Source organism: Pauljensenia sp. UMB0895, assembly GCF_030218905.1.
Lineage (GTDB): Bacteria > Actinomycetota > Actinomycetes > Actinomycetales > Actinomycetaceae > Pauljensenia > Pauljensenia turicensis_A.
Map to the genome: position 1 here is coordinate 35,148 of NZ_JASOQR010000012.1, position 19,749 is coordinate 54,896.

Annotated in this window: 18 protein-coding genes and 1 tRNA gene; 16 read left to right on the top strand and 3 right to left on the bottom strand. The window is 54.8% G+C overall.

Annotated elements, in window-relative coordinates; all coding sequences use genetic code 11:
- Nucleotides 1-109 precede the first annotated feature (109 nt).
- The 3 genes from QP503_RS04695 to QP503_RS04705 all read left to right on the top strand — a co-directional run bounded on the left by QP503_RS04695 (nt 110) and on the right by QP503_RS04705 (nt 4,922).
- A complete protein-coding gene (locus tag QP503_RS04695) occupies nt 110-817 on the top strand; it encodes a DNA polymerase Y family protein (protein ID WP_103633723.1) in 708 nt (235 codons plus the stop codon).
- Between the two features lie 394 nt (nt 818-1,211).
- Nucleotides 1,212-1,724 (top strand): hypothetical protein, encoded by a 513-nt coding sequence (locus QP503_RS04700; RefSeq protein ID WP_141089667.1) that lies wholly within the window; start codon nt 1,212-1,214, stop codon nt 1,722-1,724.
- Between the two features lie 9 nt (nt 1,725-1,733).
- Nucleotides 1,734-4,922, top strand: a complete 3,189-nt coding sequence (locus tag QP503_RS04705; protein ID WP_103633725.1) for a DEAD/DEAH box helicase — start codon at nt 1,734-1,736, stop codon at nt 4,920-4,922.
- Between the two features lie 58 nt (nt 4,923-4,980).
- On the opposite strand, the gene QP503_RS04710 is transcribed toward QP503_RS04705, so the two are convergent.
- Nucleotides 4,981-5,640, bottom strand: coding sequence for an HAD family hydrolase (locus QP503_RS04710; protein WP_103633726.1), 660 nt, complete (start codon nt 5,638-5,640; stop codon nt 4,981-4,983).
- Nucleotides 5,641-5,848: 208 nt separating this feature from the next.
- On the opposite strand from QP503_RS04710, the gene QP503_RS04715 reads away from it, so the two are divergent.
- From QP503_RS04715 to QP503_RS04740, 6 genes are all read left to right on the top strand, one after another.
- Nucleotides 5,849-6,328, top strand: coding sequence for a MarR family winged helix-turn-helix transcriptional regulator (locus QP503_RS04715; protein WP_285069725.1), 480 nt, complete (start codon nt 5,849-5,851; stop codon nt 6,326-6,328).
- Nucleotides 6,329-6,504: 176 nt separating this feature from the next.
- Nucleotides 6,505-6,590, top strand: a tRNA-Leu gene (locus QP503_RS04720).
- Between the two features lie 114 nt (nt 6,591-6,704).
- Nucleotides 6,705-7,388 carry a DsbA family oxidoreductase gene (locus QP503_RS04725; protein WP_006680972.1) on the top strand — a complete coding sequence of 228 codons (684 nt, stop codon included), beginning with the start codon at nt 6,705-6,707 and terminating at the stop codon, nt 7,386-7,388.
- The gene (locus tag QP503_RS04730; protein ID WP_103633727.1) at nt 7,385-8,425 is read left to right on the top strand and encodes a GNAT family N-acetyltransferase; all 1,041 of its coding nucleotides are present in this window, start codon (nt 7,385-7,387) and stop codon (nt 8,423-8,425) included. Before QP503_RS04725 ends, QP503_RS04730 begins: the two co-directional genes overlap by 4 nt.
- Nucleotides 8,426-8,499: 74 nt before the next feature.
- Complete coding sequence (locus QP503_RS04735; RefSeq protein ID WP_103633728.1) at nt 8,500-9,597, top strand: FAD-dependent oxidoreductase; 1,098 nt, start codon at nt 8,500-8,502, stop codon at nt 9,595-9,597.
- A 31-nt stretch (nt 9,598-9,628) separates the two neighbouring features.
- Nucleotides 9,629-9,928, top strand: coding sequence for a hypothetical protein (locus tag QP503_RS04740; protein ID WP_006680975.1), 300 nt, complete (start codon nt 9,629-9,631; stop codon nt 9,926-9,928).
- A 145-nt stretch (nt 9,929-10,073) separates the two neighbouring features.
- On the opposite strand, the gene QP503_RS04745 is transcribed toward QP503_RS04740, so the two are convergent.
- A complete protein-coding gene (locus QP503_RS04745; RefSeq protein ID WP_103633729.1) occupies nt 10,074-11,012 on the bottom strand; it encodes an aldo/keto reductase in 939 nt (312 codons plus the stop codon).
- A gap of 87 nt (nt 11,013-11,099) precedes the next feature.
- On the opposite strand from QP503_RS04745, the gene QP503_RS04750 reads away from it, so the two are divergent.
- Nucleotides 11,100-11,954 carry an undecaprenyl-diphosphate phosphatase gene (locus QP503_RS04750; RefSeq protein WP_006680977.1) on the top strand — a complete coding sequence of 285 codons (855 nt, stop codon included), beginning with the start codon at nt 11,100-11,102 and terminating at the stop codon, nt 11,952-11,954.
- A 34-nt stretch (nt 11,955-11,988) separates the two neighbouring features.
- On the opposite strand, the gene QP503_RS04755 is transcribed toward QP503_RS04750, so the two are convergent.
- Nucleotides 11,989-12,867, bottom strand: a complete 879-nt coding sequence (locus QP503_RS04755; RefSeq protein ID WP_103633730.1) for a RecB family exonuclease — start codon at nt 12,865-12,867, stop codon at nt 11,989-11,991.
- 79 nt (nt 12,868-12,946) lie between these two features.
- Between QP503_RS04755 and QP503_RS04760 the strand changes: the two genes are divergently transcribed.
- Genes QP503_RS04760 through QP503_RS04785 form a run of 6 tightly spaced genes read left to right on the top strand, consistent with a single transcriptional unit; the run spans nt 12,947 to nt 19,682 of the window.
- Nucleotides 12,947-13,990: a tRNA (adenine-N1)-methyltransferase gene (locus QP503_RS04760; protein ID WP_040318537.1), complete on the top strand. Its 1,044-nt coding sequence runs from the start codon at nt 12,947-12,949 to the stop codon at nt 13,988-13,990.
- Complete coding sequence (gene arc, locus QP503_RS04765; protein WP_006680980.1) at nt 13,983-15,533, top strand: proteasome ATPase; 1,551 nt, start codon at nt 13,983-13,985, stop codon at nt 15,531-15,533. Before QP503_RS04760 ends, arc begins: the two co-directional genes overlap by 8 nt.
- A 1-nt stretch (nt 15,534) precedes the next feature.
- Nucleotides 15,535-17,058, top strand: coding sequence for a depupylase/deamidase Dop (dop, locus tag QP503_RS04770; protein WP_179370385.1), 1,524 nt, complete (start codon nt 15,535-15,537; stop codon nt 17,056-17,058).
- 56 nt (nt 17,059-17,114) lie between these two features.
- Entirely contained in the window at nt 17,115-17,297 is a 183-nt protein-coding gene (locus QP503_RS04775) for a ubiquitin-like protein Pup (protein ID WP_006680982.1), read from the top strand.
- A 1-nt stretch (nt 17,298) separates the two neighbouring features.
- Nucleotides 17,299-18,684 carry a Pup--protein ligase gene (gene pafA, locus QP503_RS04780; protein ID WP_103633732.1) on the top strand — a complete coding sequence of 462 codons (1,386 nt, stop codon included), beginning with the start codon at nt 17,299-17,301 and terminating at the stop codon, nt 18,682-18,684.
- Nucleotides 18,681-19,682 carry an FKBP-type peptidyl-prolyl cis-trans isomerase gene (locus QP503_RS04785; RefSeq protein ID WP_103633733.1) on the top strand — a complete coding sequence of 334 codons (1,002 nt, stop codon included), beginning with the start codon at nt 18,681-18,683 and terminating at the stop codon, nt 19,680-19,682. Before pafA ends, QP503_RS04785 begins: the two co-directional genes overlap by 4 nt.
- Nucleotides 19,683-19,749: the final 67 nt, after the last annotated feature.

Below are 19,749 nucleotides of genomic sequence, written 5' to 3' on the forward strand. Positions count from 1 at the left end.
GGGGTGGAAGTCGATTTCGAGCAAAGCGCAGGACTCTTTTTATCTACGAACATTGGGTCGGTATTTCGCGACCGTGGAATCTCGCTATCAAAGAACCAAGGAGGGCCTCATGAGGTTCATTGCTCTATGGATTCCTAACTGGCCTGTGAGCTCGTTGGTCATTGATCTTCCTCCGGGTGCTCCAGGAGCAGTGGGGCATCGCGGAAAAATTGATGTCGTTTCTTTTAGTGCGCGCAAACATGGTGTGCGCCACGGCATGCGTATTGAAACGGCACGGTATCTGTGCCCAGAGCTCATCATCGTGCCTCGGGATCAAGAGCGTGAAGGTAGAAGTTTTGACGCTGTTATCGAAGCCTTCGAGTCAGTTATGGCCAAAGTGATGTGTATGCGTCCGGGCTTCAGTTGGGCGTGGGCTACTCCCGCTACGCGTCGGCACGGAAGCGAAGAAGCAGCCGCAACTGCCATCGTTGATGCTGTTGCACAACAGGTTGGTGTCGAAGCCTTCGTCGGGGTCGCGCAGGGAGTATTTGCTGCAACATATGCGGCGCGAACCCAAAGAATCGTGACCGATCAAGAAATGCCCTCATTTCTTGCCTCAATTCCCGTTCGTTACATTCTGGAACTTCTTGACGGTAAAGAGAAAGAGCAGGCAGCTCAAGACATTGAATTGCTTGCCACTTTGGGGGTGCACACCTGTGGGCAGCTCAAAGATTTAGGTAAGGGCCAGATATATGCCCGTTTTGGAAGCAATGCTGATATCTACTGGAAACTCAGCGAAGGGCACGATGTTTTCGTCCCGCCCATGGAATCTGCGTAGCCGGACCGAAGCGTCACTGTTGAATGCGAAACCTCTGATAACAACGTCGATACTCTTCTTTTCCGCTTCGGTGAGCTATCGGGCAACTATCGCAAAAACTTTACGCTAATGGGTTGGTGGCAGATGCTTTAAACGTCTCGATTAAAGGGCCGAATCAATGCGGTCGCGAACGAACCTGGTCGGGCCTAGGCAATTTTTAGACGAATCGCGTGTCCTTGACAAGATTCGCTATCAACTGCAGGGGTGGGTCAATCTCTTACCTATGAGTGAAGCGGACTCCCATGCTCCGCTCACCATTACTCTGACCGCACTCGCTCCCTACCAACCGCGGGTAAGCGGTCCACTCTGAGGAGGGAATTCAAATTCTGATGACGTCGAACGTTCCATTGACAGGGTGCAATCTCTTCTTGGTGTGAACGGTGTTGTCAGTATTCACCGTCAAGGTGGTTGGGATCCGCGTGAACGCATTGCTTTTATTCCCTGGAATACTCCCAGCTTTTTAACACCTGGGGCAGGGGAGTGGGACGGGACAATCGATATGAGCCCTCAGCCCCTACTATCCGTTCGGCTCCCGGTGCATCTGAACGACTCTTCTTCCTCACCTGTACATGTTGCTCAATGCGGGAAACTGAGTGAAGAACCAGCTTGGATATCTGTTCCAAAAAATAAGCGGGATGCTCAGTCGTGCATGGATTATCGCGGAATTGTTGACCTATCAGCTCCGCAAAGCATTCGTATCTCGCACGGTCCTTGGATAATCCGTGGCAACTGGCGGGATGATTCATCGCCCGCGCGAGCATACCTTCGCGTCATCACCGATCAAGGAAGCGATCTCCTTCTGATTTATACAGACAAACACTGGTGGATAGAAGAGGCTTTCTCAGCAGAATCTGACGGTGAAAGATAAACTGACAGAATGCGCATTTCACCCGAAGAACTTCGTCGCGTCGCTGAGTTCGACGAAGCAATCATTCGCAATCAAGTCGGCTATGCTGCTTGGGCGCGCGCGAGTGCACTGTGTGAAGGAAACAAAGTCACCGATGTTGAGATCGGTGACGACGGAGTTTTTAGCGGACGTGTGGCTTCAACGGGGCTTCGTCTCAAAACCTGGGTTGGACTCAACGGAGGGCAACCTGTTCTGACCTGCGCATGTATTGAAGGGAAAAACTGTCAGCATTCGGTTGCTCTGTTCCTTGAATTACGACGCCAAATCAACGAACTCACAACGGAAGACGAACCAGTTTGGAAAACGCGTCTCCGCTCCTTCACTCATGCTGGGGATTCAAGCGGAGAGCCAATCGCGCTATTGATTGATACTCGCGACCCAGAGCGCCCGTATTGGATGCACCCACTACGCCCCGGCAATCGCATTCAATGGACAAAGAAGCGAGCAACGTGGCCGGATCTGGTGTCGACGCAGTGGGCTTCAGTTTCAGATGGATTATCGCGTTCTCAGCTCGGGTTAATCAGAGAAGGCTATCGTCTTGCAAAAGTGGATGATGGTCGCGCAGCACGAAATGAAATTAGTCTTCAGATGCTCGGAATGGATGCTGCACCGTGGCTACTCAGACTGATCAACCAAGGAATCGAACTCTATTCCAGCCTTGATCCACTGACGCCCATACATTTCGATCGATCATCGTGGGATTTGGGCTGCGACCTTAGCCTGCAGGGGGATGAACTACTCCTGCAGATGATGGCCTTTGACGGGGATAAACGTATCCTCAAACCCCGAATTGATACCGCGACCCGCCTGCTCATCTTGGACGGTGGCACACGGGTAGCCCGTGTTGGTGGGCAAGAACTCATGAACCTATTCGAACGAGGACCGATCTGTGTGCCCGCCGACCAGATCGCCGAACTGACGACCGCGTATATCCCGCATCTCAAACGTCGTTTCGAAGTCTCTTCAATTGACTCGTCAGTCGATCTTGGTGAAGAAGCAACAGTGCGCATTATTGGACAATGCGACCTTGTCGAAGGAAAAGAATTCACCCTCACCTGGTGGGCGGAATACGACTATTCAGGTTCCCCCTCGCGAGTCCGACTTCAGCAGGTCATGGATTTAGAAGCCGTTCGACCGATCGTCGCTTCCCTGAAAACTCTTGCGCGACAGCACGTGCCCGCTTCTTTGTGGGACGGAGAATTCAAAAACCTCCGACTCCCCGCGTGGACTATCCCGCAATTTCGAAAAGATGTGATCGATCAGCTGAATGACTCGCGTCTTGCATGGGAGATCAACGACGCAGTACTGACGTTCATGATTGATGAAATCCCGCTCCATTCATCGATCCGCGTCACGCCAAGCGAAGCGCACAATGACTGGTTCGACCTTGACGTCAGACTCGACGTCGGCGGATATCCGGTTCCATTCAGTGATGTTCTCGAGGCAATCGCCCACTCGGAACACTATCTCTACGTTGACGGACACTGGGTCAGCATCGACAAAGAAACAATTGAATCCATCACAGCACTTCTCGAAGAAGCACGAACCCTTTCTTTTGATGATGAGCCACGCCTCGTACCCGCACATCTTGGCCTCTGGGAAGAACTCGACTGCCTGACGGATACGACTGTCGACTCCCAGCAGTGGGAAGCCCGTCTTGAACACCTGCGTCACGCCGGCGCAGATATTCCACTCCGGAACCCCGTGGGCGCCGCCTTGCGCCCGTATCAAGTTGACGGAGCGCACTGGCTGATCGCTCGAGCCTGTAGCCAAACAGGTGGCATCTTGGCAGACGATATGGGGCTCGGTAAAACCCTTCAGCTTTTAACTGCTCTTGCCTCCCTCAAAGATGCGTCAGTATGTGAAGAAAACGAAGAATCTGACGTCGCATCATCTTTCAAACGCGATCTGCCCACGCTTGTCGTCGCGCCAACATCGGTTTTAAGTACCTGGGAAAAAGAAGCTCAACGATTCTTCCCAGATCTCAACGTGCGCACGATCAATACAACGGGGAAGAGGCGCGAAAGGAGCCTCGCCAGCGAAATCGAAGGCGCAGACATCGTTATCACCTCATACACAATCGTGCGCATCGACGACGAAGAATGGAAACAGATTCCTTTTAACGGCCTTATTCTCGATGAAGCACAAAATGTGAAGAATCCGCGGACCGCCATTCACCGTGTGCTGCGAGGAATAGAAAGAAACTGGACTTTTGCGGTCAGCGGAACCCCGGTAGAAAACTCTCTTGGCGACCTCTGGTCGATCATGGCCCTCGCAATGCCCGGACTACTTCCCAAATGGTCCCTTTTTAACGACAAAATTCGTCGCCCCATCGAAAACGATCACGACGTCACGGCATTGAACCGTCTTCACTCTCTTCTTAGTCCCAACATGATGCGTAGAACCAAAGAAGAAGTTGCCACTGACCTGCCCGACAAGATCGAATCCGTTATCCCCATTGACCTCGGCACGGAGCACCGACGTATCTACGATCAACACCTCATGGCAGAGCGCGCAAAAATACTCTCGCTGACCGACGATCCGAGTGCAAAAATCGATATCCTCGCGGCGCTGACACGTTTGCGCCAACTCGCATTGGATCCCGGTCTTGTCGACGCAACATGCGGACACATCGGCTCGGCAAAAATCGAGTACCTCGCCACTCAACTTGAACAAATCATCCCAAGCGGACACCAAGCTCTGGTCTTCAGCCAATTCACAACGTTCCTTACGCGCATTCGTGACTACTTAGAACGACGTGGAATCGCCACAGTCCAACTCGACGGATCTACAACCCGCCGAGACGAAGTCATCGAACGCTTCAGATCCGGAGAAGTCCCCGTATTCCTCATCTCTCTGAAAGCGGGAGGCACCGGTCTGACGCTCACGGAAGCAGACTACGTGTACATGATGGACCCCTGGTGGAATCCTGCAGCTGAAGCACAAGCCGTCGACCGCGCCCACAGAATCGGCCAAACAAAGAAAGTCAACGTGTACAGACTGGTCGGCGCTGACACCATCGAAAACAAAGTCGTCGCACTCCAAGAACGCAAACGCGAACTCGTATCAACAGTCGTCGAAAGCGTAGGAAATGGTGAGGGTGGCGAGCTCTTATCCAGGCTCGATATGTCCGACCTGGTGGACCTTCTCGATAACTAGCATCCGCACCTCGTACGCTTGCGAGACTTCCGCTAGCTGTACAGATGAACTGAAAGGCTCAGAGCGTGAACCCCAGTAGGTGTGCAAGCTCTTCGGGGGTATGTGCGATAGCAACACAATCGTCAAGGTCGCCGTCTTTCGCGTAACCCCAGCTTACGCCCATGACGTCAATACCAGCTTGCTGGCCTCCTTCAACATCCCAGCAGGAATCACCGATCAGAACGGGGCGGGAGATATCCATTCCCTTGGCGCTCAGGCGCGAAAGTGCACCGGCGATAACTGTTGCTTTCGAAGAAGCAGGATCCGGAGTTGCGCCGGCGATGACGTCGAAAGCGTCAAGAATTCCCAGATGTTCCATTTGTGCCAGAGCAAGGGGCTCTTGCTTCGACGTAGCCGTTGCCACGGGAATCCCAGCGTTGTGGGCGCCACGCACTACTTCACCCATCCGAGGAAAAAGCGGGGGTTCAAGGAAAATCGTGCGGTACAGCGCCCGGTATTCATCGACGAGTTCTTTCGTGATCTCGCCTTCAAAGCCAAGGTCAGCAAATGACCACCAGAGCGGGGGACCAACGTACTTGCGCATTGCATCCGCTGGCGGGGGCGTGATGCCGCGCTGAGAAAGAACCGTGTTGAAGCAGTGGATCACTGCGGGGGCAGAATCAACAAGAGTGCCATCAACATCGAAAAGTACGCACGTGAATTGTGTTTCTGCGCTCAACCAACTACTCCTTCATCGCTTGTGTCTTAATGGTGGCACGAGGCTGCGCACATTGAGAAACTCTCGGCATTTCGTGGCGCGGAGCAAACACGCATAACGGTATGTGAGCAACTGTCTCACCATTCAGTCAAAAATATGGGATAGACCAGGATTTATGAGTGTTTTTCTCGCTTCATAGAATATTCTTCAACACGTGAAAGAAAACGAAATGAATAGTCCCGTGCTTCTGGATACTGATTCAGCTCACTTGCGTCAGCGTGCTTGGCGACTTTATTTCGAAGCGAATGGGCGTCTTCATGGCCTGTTGGAATCCAGCTTGAAGAAGAATTTCGGCCTGTCGGTGCCCGATTACAATATCCTGCTTGCCCTGTTCGAAGCGCCTGGTCAATGTCTAAAAATGGGTGAATTGTCCGGCCAGGTTGTCTATTCTCCGTCGCGCCTGACCTATTTGGTCACTCATTTAGAACGTGACGGTTGGGTAAAGAAAGTGATGTCGAAGGAGGATAGGCGAAGCTATCAAGCGTGTCTGACTTCACAGGGTGCGCGGATCGTGAAGGAAGCAACTCGTCTTCACCAAGAGACGCTTCGCGAATTCTTGCTTGCGGATATGACCGATGCGGAAATATCCCAGATTGTGAGGGTTTTTTCCGCGTTGGATGAGCGACTGCGTTCACGGAACAAGAATTAACTCTGCTGGGGGACCTTCCTCGTCGCCACTTCCTGTGGACACTGACTATCGGCGCTATTCCAACAAAAATGCTGATGGTCCCCAGGAATTTCTCCTTTCGATTTGGCAGTACGGCTACCAACCGTGTTAGAGTTTTCCACGTTCGACTTGAGGTAATCAAGAAGAGCAAGTCACCTGCGCGGGTGGCGGAATAGGCAGACGCGCTAGCTTGAGGTGCTAGTCCTCGTATTAGAGGGTGGGGGTTCAAGTCCCCCTCCGCGCACAGATGGAAGCCCGGAGCTTGAATAAGTTCCGGGCTTTCGTTTTATCTCGGATTTTTCTTACAACCGTGAAGAAAATCCGGATCAATGCAACGAAGCGATGAAAGAGCGTGCGAATGCATATTGATCTTTGGTTCGATGTGACCTGCCCATGGTCGTACTTGGGTATTCGACACTGGCGACAGGCGCTGTCCTCTTTCGATCATCGTGACGAGGTGGAAATTACGCTCCACGCTTTCTTCCTCGACCCCGAATTGGATAGTGCCCGTGAAGAACCTCGTCGCGTCTATCTGATGAACGAAGGCGAACTCACGTACGAGGAAGCAGTGGCGCTGGACGAGCGACTTGAAAAGCTTGGACGTGCAGAAGGCGTCGTTTTTGACTTCGAGAAACTGATCGTTGCTCCATCCTCATTTGCACACCGCGTGATCAATGCCGCCCGCATCGAAGACTACGATCGTGACACTCTCTATGGTCCCGACTCAATGCAGTTGAAGCTTGCCGAAGCTTTGGGACGTGCCCACTTTGAGATGGCCCTCGATATTTCAAACAGCGACGTTGTGATCGGTTGCGCACAGGACCTCGGGTTGGACGCTCAGTTCGTCCTCGATGCGCTGACTGATCCGCACACTGCATCCGATGTCTTCTCTGATTTCCAGATCGGTGTACAGATGGGCATCGACCGTGTACCCACCGCCCTGATCGATCGTCAGTTCGTTGTTCAAGATCATCAGACCGTTCCTGCACTTGGCAATATTCTTGCTACAGCATGGGCAAACACGGGGAAGGAAGAAGCATGAGTAAAACACTGCCGCAGACTCTTCAAGGACCGCGCGTCACCTTGGTTCCGATGAACCTTGATTTCGTCGACGCAATTACCGAGGTGCTCCAAGACGCGCGCATAAGTGAAACGACGACCGTTCCCCACCCGTATACGAGGGATATGGCGGTTGAGCATCTTTCGCGCTCTGAAGAGTCTTGGAAGAACGGTAACGCTGACTGGGCGATTCTTTCTGCCAAGAATCAAAGGTTCCTAGGTCGCCTGGAGTTTTGGCGTGGGCAGCGTGATCCCAAGTCGGCTGAGGTTGGCTACTTCATCCGCACTGATGCCTGGGGTGAAGGGTTTATGACCGAAGCGCTCGGTCTTGCCGTTGATTTTGCCTTTGAACAGATGGATGTCACCCGCATCGACTGGTACTGCCACGTCGAAAACTGGGGTTCTTGGAAGCCAGCGTGGCGCAACGGTTTTAAGCGCGAGGGGATCCGCAGGCGAGCTGAAGGCCCGGCCCTCTGGCAGGCAAGCCTTCTAATCACGGACGCTCGCGAACCGAAGACCCCATGGGATGGCCCCGGTGCCGGACAGGGACCTGCCCTTGATCCTTCACGCCCAGGAAAGCTTGTTGAGCAGTTCCACCGAACCTACTCCATGCCCGTGCGCCTTGGCACCGGTTCCCTGCCAACCATCGACTACGAACGTCTCAACATGCGCATGTCACTGATCCGCGAAGAATTCGCTGAACTGATGGGCGCCGTGTACGGACCTGCTGCACGGAGCCTCGTTGAAGAAGCAACTGAAAAGGCCGTTGACGGTGACGACCACACGCGAGATCTCATCGAAACTGCCGATGCTCTGGCAGACCTCGTCTATGTCATCTACGGAATGGCAATCGAATCGGGTATCGATTTGGACGCGGTTTTAGCTGAAGTTCAGGCATCGAATCTGTCGAAGCTGATGCCCGACGGTTCGGTAAAACTGCGTGAAGACGGCAAAGTCCTTAAGGGACCGAACTTCTTTGTCCCCAACATTGCCCGAGCACTCGGTATCGATCAGGGCTGACGCGCCCGATAGTCTCGCGCGCAAACCCGTATCACGTGCAAGAATTAGACCAGCTCGACGTGAAGGAGAATGAAGTGGCTCGTGTTGTCGTTGTAGGTGGCGGTTACGGTGGCGTGACTGTTGCAAAAGGACTCGATCCTATTGCTGACGTGACGCTCGTTGAACAAAAAGACCAGTTTGTCCACCACGCAGCTGCACTGCGCGCAGCCGTAGACGACGTGTGGCAGGAAGCAATCTTCATGCCCTATTCGAACTTGCTGACACGAGGCGAATTCATTCACGGCACTGTTTCTCAGATTGTCGGTAACACCGTCCATATTTTCGGTCGCGAACCCATCGAAGCGGACTACGTTGTTCTTGCAACCGGCGCAACATATCCCTTCCCAGCAAAGTACTCGTCAGCGAAGTCCGTTGTTGCAAAGGCTCGTTTGAACCAACTGCACGAAAACCTTGCTGGCGCACGCTCCGTCATGCTAGTCGGTGGTGGCACCGTCGGTATCGAATTCGCCGGCGAACTCGCATACGCTTACCCCGACCTTGATATCACGATCGTCGAGAAGGCCGATCAGATCCTTTCTGCTCCCGGCTACTCCGAAGACCTGCGTCAAGAAATTTCCACGCAACTCGCTGAGCTCGGCATTCGCGTGATCACCGGTTCTGAACTTGCTTTCTTGCCTCCGCACAACGTTGGTGAACTCGGTCACTTCCATGTGTCGACCTGCAAAGGTGAAGAAATTGAAGGCGATATCTGGTTCCAGTGCTACGGCTCTCGTGCGAACAGCGGCTACCTCGCAGGTACCGATTACGAGCCCATGTTGCGCCCGAACGGCACAATCCGTGTTGGTAAGACCCTGCAGGTTGAGGGCCATGCCCACACCTACGCCGTTGGCGATCTGACGGACGTCCCCGAGTCAAAGCGTGCTGATGCTGCTCGCCAGCAAGCCCGCGTTGTCATCGCGAATATTTCGTCTCAAATCGCTGGCGAGACGCCCGAAGCAATCTACGAGCCTACGAAGGAATGGGTGATCCTCCCGCTGGGGCCGAATATGGGTGCATCGCAGCTGGTTGACTCTGAAGGTGTGTCCCGCATCGTTGGCGCTGATCAGACAACAGAAATCAAGGGCGCTGATCTGATGGTTTCTGTTATCCGCTCGCAACTTAATCTTCCGTGAGTCCAGTTCGCATAAGGTCTAGGATCTTCTCATGACTCATGATCCTCGCGTAGCGCTTGACGCACTGATTGCAGCCTTTGAAGCTCATTATGTTGCCTGTTCGCAGGCAACCGATGATGATCCTTCGACGCTTGAAGAAGCAGAGAACACTTTGCGAGATGCGTTCTTCACCTACGACGACGAACTGTTCAGACAGTTCGGTGTCGAGCTTCCCTTCGATCTTCTCGACGATAATTACGACGAAGATGATGATGAGGAAGAGGACGATGATGAATCCTACGATGAGGATTCGGACGATTTGGATGATGATTTCATCGACGTCGACGACTGAGCGATTCTAAGAATTCTTTTGTGGCGCGATATCAGACGCTTGTTTGATATCGCGCGACACTGTCTGCTGAACGTCGCGCTTGAAAGCCCAAACTTGAGGGCTGGGATCCCAAACTTGAGGGCTGGGATCTAAGAAATATGCGTTCTTACGAGTACGCGACTTCGTTGAGTACTTGGCGAATCGGGGCAGGCAGAGGCTCGGTCGAGTCAAGGATGTGGTCAAGCTGTCGTACATTTCGCGGACCGCAGATTGCTGAGGCAATGCCCGGCATATCCCGTACCCATGCAAGAGCAACGTCACCTGGATTGCGATCAAGCCCTTGCGCGGCGCGAACAACTGCTTCAACACGTCCCGCGTATTCGTCGGTCAGGAAAGGAGCGACAGTGGGCAACATATGTTCGGTAGCCCCGCGCGAATCTGGGGGAGTGGAATGGCGGTATTTTCCAGTTAATACCCCACCGGCAAGTGGAGACCGAGCAAATACACCCAATCCTTCGCCGGCCAGATGTGAACGCAAGCTATGGGTAGCCGGAGCAGTTAACAGGCTGACGGGGAGCTGTGCTACCGCTGGCTGAACAAGCCCGTGTTCACCAAGGCGGGTAAGGGCGCAGGCTGTTGTCCACGTATCCCAGCCAGAAAGACCGACATAGTGAGCTCGCCCTGAACGGGACGCTGCTTCAAGCACACCCAGCGTTTCTTCGAGTGGGACACTGGGGTCGGGCTCCGCCATCCACACGTCCACATAGTCGGTATCTAAACGAGCAAGAGCATCGTCTAGGCTGCGCAACATATCACCACGCCCAGCCGAGGAAACCCAACGACCTGAGTGGTCGCGACGGGTGGCACCCCTCCAAGCAATCGTCAGGCGGTGGCGTCCGACTCGGTTCATCGCTGCTCCAAGAACGTCGGTGGCCATTCCTTCGCCGTTCATCGGCGAACATTCAACAAGCGTTCCACCCGCATCGACAAAGTGAGAAAGCATGTCCCATGCTTCTTCACCATCGGTGTCGCGTCCCCACGTGAGCGTGCCCAAGCCAAGTGACGAAACCCTCAGACCACTGCGACCGCACTGACGAATTTCCATAGCCTCTAGCCTAGCCGTGTCAGGTTGCACAGGTTTCGTGGCACACCGTTTCGTCAATACCCGCCAATAGCCCGTAGAGTTTCGACTATGACTTGGTTCGATGCGATTTTTCTTGGCCTCGTGCAGGGACTTACTGAGTTCCTGCCGATTTCGTCTTCGGCTCACCTCAGGATTCTTGGGGAATTGGTCGGCAATGCTGACCCGGGCGCGGCTTTTACTGCCATCACCCAGATCGGTACTGAAACCGCAGTCCTCATCGTGTTCTGGAAAGACATTGTCCGGATCTTGTCTTCGTGGTGGAAGTCGCTTCCTATTCGTCCGCGTGAAAAGCGTCTGAGCTCAAGCAATCCCGACGTCCGCATGGGCTGGATGATCATCGTTGGCTCGCTCCCGATCGGGATCCTTGGTCTTCTATTGGAAGACTGGATTGACGTTTCCTTCCGTAACCTGTGGATTACAGTCGTCATGCTTGCCCTTTTCGGTGTTCTTCTGGGTATTGCTGACCGCTATGCTCCTCAGAAACTCACCCTTGACCATATGTCCTGGCGTGACGCGCTCCTCTATGGCCTTGCCCAAGCAATGGCCTTGATCCCCGGCGTCAGCCGCTCGGGTGGAACGATCACGATGGGACGCGCATTAGGGTACACGCGCGAGGCGGCAGCCCGCTATTCCTTCCTTCTCGCCATGCCAGCAGTTTTCGCATCCGGCCTGTACAAGGTGTACAAGGTCTTCTCCGGCGGAGATCACGTTGATGTTGCCCCAACCATCGTCGCCACACTGATCGCGTTCGTTGTGGCATGGGCAGTCATCATCTGGTTCCTCAAGCTGGTTTCAACGAAGTCATACAAGCCGTTCGTGTGGTACCGAATTGGCTTGGCTATTGTTGTTGCAATTCTGCTGGTGACCGGAGTACTCAGCGCAGCGTCAACTGCGGTGATGTAGCTGATCGCCCCAGTTCTTTCGCCCAGTAGGGGGTCTACGTGGGTTCCTGCATTGAAGCAGGGACCCGCGTTTGCAGTAGGCGCTTCATGCCGTCTGCTGGCGCATCGGGAAGTACCCCGTCAAAGAGAGGACAGTGGGCGCGCACACCGCACCAGTTGCATAGGGGATTTTTTCGAGGAGCGAATTCCCCACGCTTCGCATCACGCTCAATCCGATCCCAAATACCTGACACTTCGTCTTCGAAGCGTTCAATGTCATCGACCGTCGGATCAAATGTCAGGGTCTGACCCGCTTTGATGTAGACCAACTGGGTGCGCAACGGCATCCGATCGGTGAGTTTCAACAGCAGGGCGTAGAAGCGCATCTGGAACAGGGCCTCGTCTTGGAAACGGGGCGAAGGCGCCTTACCCGTTTTATAGTCGACCACACGCAACTCCCCAGAAGGGTTACGGTCAATGCGATCGATGAAGCCACGCAGACGCACGCCGTCGTGAGTGTAAGCGTCCACGCGCTTCTCGCGCGCAGCTGGTTCTAGGCGCTGCGGATTTTCGAGCGTGAAATAACCGCGCACAAGATCACGGGTCTTGTCGATCCATTGATCGAGCGCGGCCTCGTCGTCGAACATCGCAACAACATCATCTGAAGACTCTCTTGTTGCAGCCCACTCTTGGTCGAAGAGTCCCATTGCCGTCTCTTCATTTCGGTCCGCTTGAGCCACATCGAAAAGCTTCTCCAATACCGAATGTACCAGCGTGCCGGCAACGGTTGCAGGCGTGAGAGGTTCTTTGATGCGATCGACCACATGCAGGCGGTACTGCAACGGGCATTTCAAGTATTCCTTGGCTCGCGAAGGTGAGAGAGCGGGGTCGAAAGAACCTGAAATACGTGGGTTCGACCCGGTAGTGGCAGTCATAGGACAACGGTAACGTGAAATGCGTTCACCAGCAGATCTCACAGTGGGAGCTGTGGATAGCCGCGATAGACTTTCTGGGATGAATACACAGCCAGATACAACCGATAACTACGCGCCGCTTGGTCAGCAGAATCGGCGTGGTCTCTTGGAAGAAGGCGATCGCGTTCAGGTTCGCGATCCAAAGGGGCGATTCCACCAAGTGATTTTGACGCACGGCGGAAAGTTCCAGTCGAACCGTGGCGAGTTCTTCCATGATGACCTCATCGGCAAACCCGATGGGCAGGTCATTACGACTGAAGAAGGTCGCCAGTTCCAGATTATGCGCCCGTTGATGGTCGACTACGTGATGTCGATGCCACGAGGTGCAGCGGTTGTGTATCCCAAGGATGCCGGTGTCATTACGCACATGGGCGATATTTTCCCCGGCGCAGTTGTCGTTGAAGCTGGTGCGGGGTCTGGCGCGTTGTCGATGGCGTTGTTGAACGCGGTTGGTCCGACTGGGCGTCTGATCTCAGTTGAGCGTCGCGAAGAGTTCGCCGATATCGCACGAGGAAATGTCGAACTCTGGTTTGGTGCGCCACATCCTGCGTGGGATTTGCGCGTCGGCGACTTAGCTACCGAATTGGAAGCGATGGACCAGGCCAGTGTTGACCGCGTAGTCCTGGACATGCTGGCGCCTTGGGAAAACATTGATGCTGTTTCACACGCTCTGATCCCCGGTGGCGTGCTGGTCTGCTATGTCGCGACGGTTACGCAGCTGTCGCGTCTTATTGAAGACTTGCGTGCAAGCGAGAACTTCACGGATCCGATCACCTGGGAAGACATGCGTCGTGAATGGCACGTTGATGGTTTGGCTGTCCGTCCCGAGCACCGCATGGTTGCTCACACTGGTTTCCTGTTGGTTACGCGCCGTCTTGCTCCGGGAATTAACCCACAAGAAAGGTCGGTTCGTCCCGCGAAGTCGTCTGAAGGTCTGGGTGGCCAGTGGGATGATGTTGATGAGTGGAATGAACACAACGTTGGCCTTCGAACGGCATCTGAAAAGAAGTTACGCAAGGTTCGTCGTGATGTGACGCGTCAGGCTGACCAGTGGGTTGAGGGAAGGATCAGCACTGATGAGTGATGACTTCTACGCAACTCGCATCGAAGAGATGCAACGCCTTGTTGTCTCTCTGGAAGCGAAGAATGAGCGCCTTGCCCAGGCGCTGTCCCAGGTTCGCGGACAGTTGGTGAAGGTGCAGTCTCAGCTCCTTGAAGTGAATCGTCCGCCACTAACGATGGCCGTGTTTGTATCCGCGGATGTGCCTTCGCGTCAGATTGAAGCGATCGTGAACGGTCGTCGTATGCGCCTCGCTGTTGCACCTGACCTTGATCTTTACTCGCTGTCGTATGGTCAGTGGGTGCGCGTCGACGACAAGATGGTCGCCGTTGCCGCTGATGGATTTTCGAGGTCCGGTTCAATTGTCTCGATTCTTGAGTTGGTGGGTGATGACCGCGTGCTGGTTGCAGGCGAAGCTGGCCAGGAGCATCTGCTGATGTTGGCAGGCCCTCTACGTCACGGCAATCTGCGTCTCGGCGACGCATTGATGGTGGATCTACGTAGCGGAATCGCGTTGGAAAAGATTGTGCGATCCGATGTCGAGCAGCTTCTCACCCCCGAAGCTCCCGATACGACATACGACGATATCGGCGGTTTGGATGCGCAGATTCGTCAGGTCCGCGACGCAATTGAGCTTCCTTTTAGTCATCCCGAGCTCTACCGCGAGTATGGTTTGCGTCCGCCTAAGGGCATCCTGCTCTACGGTCCACCCGGATCAGGTAAGACGCTTATTGCAAAGGCAGTCGCAAATTCCCTGTCGGGTCGGACAAGTGGTGTGAAAACCTACTTCTTGTCAATCAAGGGGCCGGAGCTTCTGAACAAGTTTGTTGGTGAAACTGAGCGACACATTCGCGCGATCTTCGCGCGAGCACGTTCACTTGCTGCTGGCAATATCCCTGTCGTCATTTTCTTTGACGAAATGGAAGCCCTGTTCAGGACGCGTGGAACCGGGATCTCATCGGACGTAGAAACGATGATCGTTCCCCAGCTTCTTGCGGAAATGGACGGTGTCGAGACCCTGGATAACGTCATCATCATCGGCGCCTCGAACCGTGCTGACATGATCGATCCTGCCGTCCTTCGCCCCGGCCGACTGGATGTGCGCATTCGCGTGGATCGGCCCGATCGCACAGGTGCCCGCGACATCTTCTTGAAACACTTGAACACTGACGTGCCACTTCGTGATGATGAAATCGGCGTCGGCATGACCCTCGGCCAGGCACTCGGAAACATGGTCGATCAGGCACTTGACGTCTTGTTTCGCGAAGATGAAACGACTGCGCTCTTTGATGTCGTGCTGGCATCTGGACGCACGAAGCGCATTCACCTTGGGGATATCGTCTCTGGTGCCATGATCGCCGGAATCGTTGAGCGCGCAAAGAAACATGCGATCAAAGAATCGCTCACAGGCGGGGGATATGGCCTGTCGGCGAAGCACCTGCTTGCCGGTGTTAAAGAAGAAATGGGCGAGTCTATTGAACTCGCAGTCTCTTCGTCTCCCGACGACTGGGCCCGCACCATTGGCCTGCGTGAAGAAATCGCATCAATCGTTGCCTTGGAGGCCTGAGATGACCCACGTGATTGGAACCGAAACCGAGTACGGCGTCTATCGCCCAGGTGATGCATGGGCGAACCCCATTGCACTTTCGTCGCAGGCGGTTCGTCTCTACGCTGAGATTTCTCGCGATGGGACGCCGGCACAGGGCGCTGCACCCGTTCGCTGGGACTATCGGGCTGAGGACCCGCTCAACGATATGCGCGGTATCCGCTTGTCACGTGCGGCCGCCGACCCCTCGTTGCTGACAGACGATCCATATCACTTGGCGCCGTCGGGTGGCAGTGAGCAGATTGAACGCCCAACTCCAGAAGAAATGGCTTTGCCTGCACAGACCACCGCGGTTTTGACGAATGGTGCACGCCTGTATGTCGACCACGCTCATCCGGAGTATTCCGCTCCAGAAGCGTTGGGTGCCCTTGAAGCCACGCTCTATGATCGTGCCGGCGAGGTGATCGCACGCCGGATTATTGAAGAATCGCTCAAGAGCGAAGACGGTCCTATCGTCCTAGTGAAGAACAATACGGACGGTAAAGGCGCCGCCTACGGAACTCACGAGAACTACCAGATCCCCCGCAGTGTTGACTTCGACGATGTGGTTCGTGGACTGACTCCGTTTTTTGTTTCTCGACCGGTCATGTGCGGTGCTGGACGCGTGGGTCTGGGACAGAAATCTCAAGTTCCAGGGTTCCAGATCTCTCAGCGAGCTGACTTCGTCGAAAACGAAGTGGGCTTGGAAACCACCTTTAATCGCCCGATCATTAATACGCGCGACGAACCGCACGCGAATCCGGCACACTACCGGCGTCTGCACGTCATCGGTGGTGACGGCAATATGTTCGATGTGTCAATCTTGCTGAAGCTTGGCGCGACATCGCTGGTGTTGTGGGCAATCGAGCAGGGGATTGGGCTGGAGTGGGAAGCCCTCGCGCTCGATGACGCCGTGCAGGAAACATGGAACCTCAGCCACCACCCGAATCTTGATTACAAGATGAACACGGCCGGTGGACGCGCATACACGGGACCTGAATTGCTTCAGGTGTATGTGGACCTCATTCTTGCAACCTTTGACCGAATGGGTATCAGCCCCGAAGGTGAAGACCAAGCGATTCTGACCCTCTGGCAGGACGTCCTTGATCGTATGCGCGCTGACATGTTCTCTGTTTCCACTGAAGTTGAATGGATTGGCAAGTATCAGCTGTTGGGTCGTCAAAAGGATCGTCTGGGAGTTGAGTGGAACGACCCCCGTTTGACGGCGATGGACTTGCAGTGGGCCGATCTTCGCCCGGAGCACTCGCTTGCTTTGAAGCTGGGTAAAGCCGGACGCATCAAGAGACTCTTTAGCGACCAACAGGTTGAGGATGCAGCCTCTCAAGCCCCGACAACGACCCGCGCGTTTGCCCGCGGTCAGGCTGTGGCGTCACGACCAGACTTGGTGAAAGCCTCGTGGACGTCCCTCGTCATTGATCCGGGACAGGGGAATCTTGTCCGCTATCCGATTCCGGATACTGCGCAAACACGTAGCCCCGTGGAATGATCCTCACCAGTGGAATAATTTCACATAGTAAAGCAACACAGGTTTAGGAGAAACGAATGGATATCCGTCAACTGTTCGCTCCTTCGGGGGACAACGACGATTTCGGCGATACCGAGGCCGCTGGCCAGGTTCACGCACAGACTCAGTCGATTGACGATCTGCTCGACGAAATCGACTCCGTGCTTGAAACGAATGCAGAAGCGTTCGTTCAGGGCTTCGTCCAGAAGGGTGGCCAGTGAAGTGAGGCGTCGCGTAGTCGGCATCGAAACTGAATATGGCCTGATGAGCGCCGCACCGCCCGGGGTTCTGGCAATGGACGCCGACATGGCTGCACGCAAGCTCTTTGAACCGTTGCTACGTCGGGGACGATCATCGAATCTCTTCTTACGCAACGGTGGCAGGCTCTACCTTGATGTTGGCTCGCACCCCGAATATGCGACCGCTGAATGCGATCGCCTAGAAGACCTGTTGAACCAGGATCGTGCAGGCTCACTGATGCTCGCGATGCTGGCAGCAGATGCTGATCGCTCGCTTGAAAAAGAGGGGAGCGCTGAGCGCCTGCACCTGTTCCGCAACAACGTCGACTCGCAAGGAAACTCGTGCGGTTGCCACGAAAACTACCTCCTGCACCGTCGTCGTGATTTCCGTCAGGTCGCAGATGCCCTGGTTTCATTCTTTATCACTCGCCAGATTCTGGTGGGCAACGGTCTGATTCGACGTAATGCCTCCGGTGCAACACTCGCTTTCTCCCAGCGCGCTGAGCAGATGTGGGATGCCGTTTCATCCGCAACAACGCGTTCACGCCCGATCATCAACACCCGTGACGAACCGCTAGCAGATTCCGGTTCGTACCGTCGCATGCACGTGATCGTTGGCGATACGAACGTTGCTGAGCCAACGACTGCGCTCAAGGTGGGGGCCACCGAGTTTCTCCTTCAAGCAGTTGAAGACGGCTTGCATATCGAAGACCTGACGATGGCTGACCCCATGCGGTCCATCCGCGAGATTTCCATTGATTTGACCGGTCGAACTGAAGTCGAGCTTGCCGATGGTCGTCGCTGGACTCCCGTCCAAATCCAGCGTGAGATTCGCGAACGTATCTTGGGCACAATCGATGCTGCAGAGCTTGACGATACACATCGCTATGTTCTTGATCTCTGGGAACGGGGTTTGAACGCGATCGAATCCGGCGATTGGTCTCCGGTCGACACCGAACTCGATATCGCTATCAAAGCTAAGCTCTTCTCATCCTACGTTTCAAAGGCAGGGACGAACCTTGCCGATCCGCGTGTGGCTCGTTTGGATTTGAGCTACCACGATATTACCGGCAGCTCCCTGCTTGACCGTATGGAGGCGTCTGGCCTCGTGAAACGACTAACGAAGCGCGAAAGTGTGCAGGCGGCCGTGAATACTCCGCCTGCGACCACCCGCGCTCATCTACGAGGCCGCATCATCGGCGCTGCCGAAGATGCGCGCGTTGACCTGAGTGCTGACTGGGTTCACGTGCGCGTTGACGACTTATCGTCTTCCCCGCTTTCACTGCAGGATCCTCTGGCCAATGAGGATCCACGCGTGGATGAGCTCATTGGAAAGATCACTTCCTGCTCACCGGTGCTTCCCGCATGAGCATGATTGATCTTTTCAAGCCCTCGTATAGGCATGGTCTGCGCAATCTGACCATTGCGTTGCTTGCCACCGTCGTGGTTGCTGGCGCCGCAATCATCGCCGTAGTGCACGCGACCCACAACGGCTCGGGCTCATCGAAGGTGCAGGGCATCAGAGGCCCCCTTGACTCCGTGTCAGTCTCGGGTCGTATTGGCGCGATCCCTGTTGTGACCATGGGACAGCCAGTGACGGTGAATGCCGCAAAAGCCAAGGTTCTTGAGATCGGAACTGGGCGGCAAATCACGAAGGATTCACCGATTCTGCTGGCTATCACCTCGTTCGACGGTAAAACAGGCGAGAATCTGTCTGCGGATGGGCGACCCGACCTCGTTGTCGGATCCGCAGACCAAGCAACCTTGAACGATGCTCTTCTTGACATTGTCGTTGGACTTCACGAAGGATCACGAGTCCTTGTTGCCCATCCGTTGGCTTCGTCCCAGGGCGAGTTAGCGAAGCCGACAGATCAGGACACTGAGCTTCTCGTGATTGATATTTTGTATTCGATCGCGAACGGTAGTGAAGACACCGGTGAATCCTCCGGGGTCCTGTCTGTGACAATGACCGACGAAGGTCCTGTTATCGAACACGGAAGCGATGCGCCCACGGACGTGACAACCCAGATCCTGATCAAAGGTGAAGGACAGCAGGTCACATCGAACGATCAGATTGTGGTTCAGTACGCCGCAGTGGGATGGAACGACGGCGTTGTTCGAGCATCGACATGGCGGACGGGCAAGCCAGAGGTCGTCTCAATGCTCACCGCGATGACCGGCTTGAAGCAGACTCTTGTTGATCAACGAGTGGGATCGCGACTGGCGATTTCTATTCCGCCCGATCTGGCGAACGGTGACGACACTGTGTGCATCGTCATCGATATTCTGGGCACTGAACCAGCATCCGATAATGCGTCTCAGTCGGGTGCTTCAGCCGAGCAGACGGGCGTAGCTCCGTCAGATTAACCTGAGTCTTCTTCCAACGCCCACAGCACCGCCGAAGAGTATGCGGAGCGAAATACAGTCCGAACCG

Coding starts and splice junctions, on each gene's coding strand:
- QP503_RS04695 (WP_103633723.1), top strand. CDS start 110: ATGAGGTTCATTGCTCTATGGATTCCTAACTGGCCTGTGAGCTCGTTG.
- QP503_RS04705 (WP_103633725.1), top strand. CDS start 1,734: ATGCGCATTTCACCCGAAGAACTTCGTCGCGTCGCTGAGTTCGACGAA.
- QP503_RS04715 (WP_285069725.1), top strand. CDS start 5,849: ATGAATAGTCCCGTGCTTCTGGATACTGATTCAGCTCACTTGCGTCAG.
- QP503_RS04725 (WP_006680972.1), top strand. CDS start 6,705: ATGCATATTGATCTTTGGTTCGATGTGACCTGCCCATGGTCGTACTTG.
- QP503_RS04730 (WP_103633727.1), top strand. CDS start 7,385: ATGAGTAAAACACTGCCGCAGACTCTTCAAGGACCGCGCGTCACCTTG.
- QP503_RS04740 (WP_006680975.1), top strand. CDS start 9,629: ATGACTCATGATCCTCGCGTAGCGCTTGACGCACTGATTGCAGCCTTT.
- QP503_RS04745 (WP_103633729.1), bottom strand. CDS start 11,012: ATGGAAATTCGTCAGTGCGGTCGCAGTGGTCTGAGGGTTTCGTCACTT.
- QP503_RS04750 (WP_006680977.1), top strand. CDS start 11,100: ATGACTTGGTTCGATGCGATTTTTCTTGGCCTCGTGCAGGGACTTACT.
- QP503_RS04755 (WP_103633730.1), bottom strand. CDS start 12,867: ATGACTGCCACTACCGGGTCGAACCCACGTATTTCAGGTTCTTTCGAC.
- QP503_RS04760 (WP_040318537.1), top strand. CDS start 12,947: ATGAATACACAGCCAGATACAACCGATAACTACGCGCCGCTTGGTCAG.
- arc (WP_006680980.1), top strand. CDS start 13,983: ATGAGTGATGACTTCTACGCAACTCGCATCGAAGAGATGCAACGCCTT.
- dop (WP_179370385.1), top strand. CDS start 15,535: ATGACCCACGTGATTGGAACCGAAACCGAGTACGGCGTCTATCGCCCA.
- QP503_RS04775 (WP_006680982.1), top strand. CDS start 17,115: ATGGATATCCGTCAACTGTTCGCTCCTTCGGGGGACAACGACGATTTC.
- QP503_RS04785 (WP_103633733.1), top strand. CDS start 18,681: ATGAGCATGATTGATCTTTTCAAGCCCTCGTATAGGCATGGTCTGCGC.